Origin of the sequence: Leisingera sp. JC11 (assembly GCF_040704725.1) — a bacterium.
In the GTDB taxonomy this organism is placed as follows: Bacteria; Pseudomonadota; Alphaproteobacteria; order Rhodobacterales; family Rhodobacteraceae; genus Leisingera.
In genome coordinates this window covers 1-3,428 of the sequence record NZ_JBFCVS010000051.1, presented here as the reverse complement: position 1 = coordinate 3,428, position 3,428 = coordinate 1, and the positions used below count along the sequence as shown (strand labels likewise).

The window sequence follows — 3,428 nt, the reverse complement described above, 5'->3', positions numbered from 1 at the left end:
GGCCGACAAGCACATCAACCTGCCGCAGCTTCTGAACTATTTCCTCAGGCTTGTGTCGCTTGTTCGCCATTCTCAGTCCTCCGTTTCCTAAACATAACGGTGGGCCAATTCAGATGGGGCACTCCACTGCCGCATCCGCCGCGCGGTGCCAATCAGATCCCTGATGATGCCAGCCGCGTCCGGCGGCAGGTCCGCCTGGAAATCCTCAAGCAGCACATCCAGAAAACAGTGTATCGTGTTGATCGGCGATTTCAGGTCGTGGGACAGCGCATATGAAAAATTGGACTGGTCCTGATTGGTCTGCGTCAGCTGCCGGTTCTTGCATTCTAGCTCCTCTGCCCGCCGCCGGATCTCCGCTGTCCGCTTCTGCACCTCGCGGTCCAGTTCGTCCCTCTGGCGGGCCAGTTCAAAGGTGATATCGCGCAGTTCCTCTTCGACCCGGCGCCGTTCCGCGACTTCCTTTCTCAGTTTGGCGGTGCCGCTGACATATCCGCGCAGCGCCATGTCATAGACCGCCATCCCTTCCAGGAAGAAGTCCTCTGCCCGGTCAAGGCACACGCTTGATGCGCCTTCGGCCAGCAGGCGCTCGCGCAGCCCGGAAAAATGATACCCCCCGAAGCCGGACAACGGCACATTCACGGCCAGGGCCAGACGGGCGGCTTCATAAGCCTCTCCCAACTGCTCCGCATCGCCGCTGTCCATATAGGCGGCCAGGGCGGCGTTATAGCGGCGGGCCGCCACCGTCGTGGCGTTGTCTGCCCGGGGTTCCTCCACGCCGATCATGCGCCCCTCCGCCGGTGGGCAACAGCCAGAAGTGTGCGGTCATCATGCGCCTTGCCGTAGCTGCCGAGACAGGAGGGCACCCACTCCCGGGGCGGCACCTGCATACGGGGCAGCGCATCCCGGAACCGCCGGGAAATCCCGTCAGAGGCGAAGACCAGGACATGCTGCGGCGGAAAATTCCGGGTCTGACAGAACACGCCCGGGAAATGCACCCCCAGGGTTCCGCCCTTCTGCATGATCACATTGCTTTCCCTGCTGCCTGGCTGCAGCGGGCAGATGACACCCTCCACATCGCCGAGCGCGGCCCATTCAACGGCAGCCTGATCCGGGTCGATCAGCGCCACCGCCAGCGCCGCCCCGCGGGAGCCCTGCAGGCGGCCGTGGGCGGCCTCGAACAGGTCCGCGATGCCGCGGACAGAACCGGCCGCCAGCTCCTGCAGGCACGCGCTGGCCGCGTCCCGGGCTTCCGCGCCGCTGCCCACGCCATCCGCCAGCGCGACCAGCAGCCTGCTGCCGGCCCGCCGCAGCAGATAGCCGTCGCCGCAGGCAGTGCTTCCCTCCTTTGCCGCCTGCGCCACTGCCCAGTCGATCTGAGAGCCGCCGGGGCCAAAGGCGATACTGCCGCTCTTCGCGCTCACCGCCATTTCACCACCGTCACAGTCAGCCCGCGGCCCGGCTCCGAGCGGATCTCGAATTGATCAACGATCCGCCGGGTGCCTGGCAGACCGAGACCGAGACTGTTGCCTGTTGAATACCCGTCCTGCAGCGCCAGCTCGACGTCATCCAGCCCGGGGCCGCGGTCCCGCGCCGTCACTTTGATTCCGGTCTTCGAACCGCTGGCGGCAGCACACAGCTCAATCTCTCCCTCGTCCGCGTATTTCACGATATTGCGGGCCAATTCGGACACCGCGGTTGCAATCAGAGCCTGATCCGGCCTGCTGAACTCCAGCTCCACCGCCAGCTTGCGCACCAGCTGGCGCGCTGCAACAACATCGCTGTCACAGGACACCGGCTGCAGCACGGCTGCGGGTTCCGCCACGGGCGCATTCATGAACGGTCTCGCAGGATCGCAATTCCGTGGTCAAGGTTCAGCGCGGTGGGGATATTCTCCAGATTAAGGCCCAGGAGAACCATTGCCATGGCGATCTCAGGCCGGATGCCGACGATGGCGATCCGCGCCCCGCGGAGGGCGACCGATGCTGCAATGTCGCTCAGCATCCTGGTGCCGAAACTGTCGATGACATCCAGCAGGCTGACGTCCAGGATCACTTTGGATGCCGCCCGCCGCGAGACCTCCTTCAGGATGCTGTGCTGCATCTCCTGGATGTCGCCGTCGGAAAGTTCTTCCTGCACCGCTGCGATCAGCAGGTCGCCCTGGCTGATGATGGGGACGCGCCGGGCCACCTCAGCGCTCCAGAAGCTTGCGTGCGGTTTCGACGCCCCGCTCAAGATCGCCTGCCGGGTTCAGCGCGTCATCGGATACGCCGATCTTGACCAGCGCCTGCGCCACCTCGGCGCTGATCCCGGTCAGCACCGACTGCGCCCCCATCAGGCGGGTTGCTGTCATGGTCTGGATCAGGTGATTGGCCACCATGCTGTCCACCGCCGCAACCCCGGTGATGTCGAGCACCACCACGCGGGCATTCTGATCCCGGATGGCATCCAGGATCTGCATGGTCAGAAGCCGTGATCGGTGGCTGTCGAGCACGCCGACAACCGGCACCAGCAACAGCCCTTCCTGCAGGCGCAGCGCCGGTGTCGGCAATTCGCTCATCTGGCGTTCGCGCTGCTCGATCGCCTCGGACCGGGCTGCCGAAAAGGCTTCGATCGTGATCGCCTGATGGCAGGCGGCCGTCTTGCGCAGCGCCTTCTGGACGGTCTCGGCTTCTGCGCCGTCTTTCGTATGCTCCCGGATCAGATCGCAGATCCGGTTGATGGCAAAGGTGTACAGGCTCAGGTAAAAGCTCGGCGAGATGCCGTAGTTTTCATTGAAAATGCCGGCGCTCTTGCGGCCCTCGAAATACTTCTGGTCAAGTCCCGCGTCAAAGAGCTCCAGCAGATGCCGCCGCTGTTCGTCCTTCACCTTCTGCATGCCGGAGGCAGCCCCCTCGCCGCTGGGGTGATCATAGCCGCCGTCGCGGCTGTAAAAGTCCTGCAGGATCGCCTCGATGTTCTGTTCGGCCAGCGGCAGAAGGTCGGAAACCCGGGCCCTGTCGTCCTGACTGACGTCGAACCAGCCCCAGACTGCCTGCAGCCCCTGAGCCGGGGATTGAATTGTCGACGAAATGACCTCGTTCATGGGACCCTCGCAGCCATGGAAATATGCTGAAAGGGTCCGGGGATATGCTTAACGAAACACTAAATGCTGAGAGTGCGGCCGATAATACCCCGTAAAAACAGTGCGATGGATAGCATCCGCAATTTGCACCCCGTTTCGCCGGTTCTTCAGGGGCCGTTTTCAAGCGTGGAAAAATTCCTCATCCACGCCCTGCAGCCGCAAGGCTGGCAGGCCTATGAAGCCCGGCGCCAGGTGCATCTGAACCAGCGCGCGCGCCCCTGCGGCTTCATCCCAGCCTGTCATCCCGGTACCGGGAGCTGATCGGGGACCTGGCCGGGTCCCTGAATGCGCCGGAGGTGAAGCGGGA

5 protein-coding genes are annotated in these 3,428 nt (G+C 63.9%); all 5 read right to left on the bottom strand.

Going from position 1 to position 3,428, the window contains the following annotated elements; genetic code table 11:
* Positions 1–87: 87 nt before the first annotated feature.
* Genes AB1A62_RS22020 through AB1A62_RS22000 form a run of 5 tightly spaced genes read right to left on the bottom strand, consistent with a single transcriptional unit; the run spans position 88 to position 3,082 of the window.
* Positions 88–783: a hypothetical protein gene (locus AB1A62_RS22020; RefSeq protein WP_366663592.1), complete on the bottom strand. Its 696-nt coding sequence runs from the start codon at positions 781–783 to the stop codon at positions 88–90.
* Positions 780–1,421 (bottom strand): SpoIIE family protein phosphatase, encoded by a 642-nt coding sequence (locus AB1A62_RS22015; RefSeq protein ID WP_366663591.1) that lies wholly within the window; start codon positions 1,419–1,421, stop codon positions 780–782. The genes AB1A62_RS22020 and AB1A62_RS22015 overlap by 4 nt, the downstream gene beginning before the upstream one ends.
* Entirely contained in the window at positions 1,418–1,834 is a 417-nt protein-coding gene (locus AB1A62_RS22010; protein WP_366663590.1) for an anti-sigma regulatory factor, read from the bottom strand. Before AB1A62_RS22010 ends, AB1A62_RS22015 begins: the two co-directional genes overlap by 4 nt.
* Positions 1,831–2,187 (bottom strand): STAS domain-containing protein, encoded by a 357-nt coding sequence (locus AB1A62_RS22005; protein ID WP_366663589.1) that lies wholly within the window; start codon positions 2,185–2,187, stop codon positions 1,831–1,833. The genes AB1A62_RS22010 and AB1A62_RS22005 overlap by 4 nt, the downstream gene beginning before the upstream one ends.
* Before the next feature lies 1 nt (position 2,188).
* Positions 2,189–3,082 (bottom strand): protoglobin domain-containing protein, encoded by an 894-nt coding sequence (locus AB1A62_RS22000; protein WP_366663588.1) that lies wholly within the window; start codon positions 3,080–3,082, stop codon positions 2,189–2,191.
* Positions 3,083–3,428 lie beyond the last annotated feature (346 nt).